The organism is Escherichia sp. AM3, assembly GCF_032029835.1.
Classification (GTDB): domain Bacteria; phylum Pseudomonadota; class Gammaproteobacteria; order Enterobacterales; family Enterobacteriaceae; genus Escherichia; species Escherichia coli.
On sequence record NZ_JAVUPQ010000572.1, the window covers coordinates 1 to 452 of the forward strand.

The 452-nt window shown below is 46.5% G+C and carries 1 protein-coding gene; it reads right to left on the reverse strand.

Annotated features, from left to right (window positions below):
- Window positions 1-263: 263 nt before the first annotated feature.
- Window positions 264-452 (reverse strand): hypothetical protein (locus RTW80_RS27305; protein ID WP_312721214.1); only part of this gene is annotated, 189 nt, incomplete at its 5' end.

Here is a 452-nt window from a genome sequence, read left to right on the forward strand (position 1 = left end):
GAATCGTACCATCATGTTGCTCCATGATTTTTACGTTCAAGACAGTTGCTTAATCTCGCCTCGCAATTCAGCCCCCTTGCCGTTATCGAGAAGTCTTTCTCCTTACGGTTAATGCTATCGGTCTTCATATTACCAGCAGCATACGCCATCCGATTATTTCGATGCTACGCGCGCGTACTTGTCGCAAAATACCAGGCAAAGGCCAGATTCAGAACGTCGTGATAACCACCAGTACAACATGAGAGGTCATGTAACGCGATTTATCACACCAGATACATGTGATTGGTGTACCCGCATAAAACATCGTCATAGCGCGTCCTGTGCGCATATACGCCGATAATCAACACATCACCACCACTCTGTCTCATGTAGAGAACAGTTTTATGGTATCCCCCCGCCATCGTGTGCATACTGGTCGGACGTAGTTGCAAAATTTTTTGCAACTGATACCC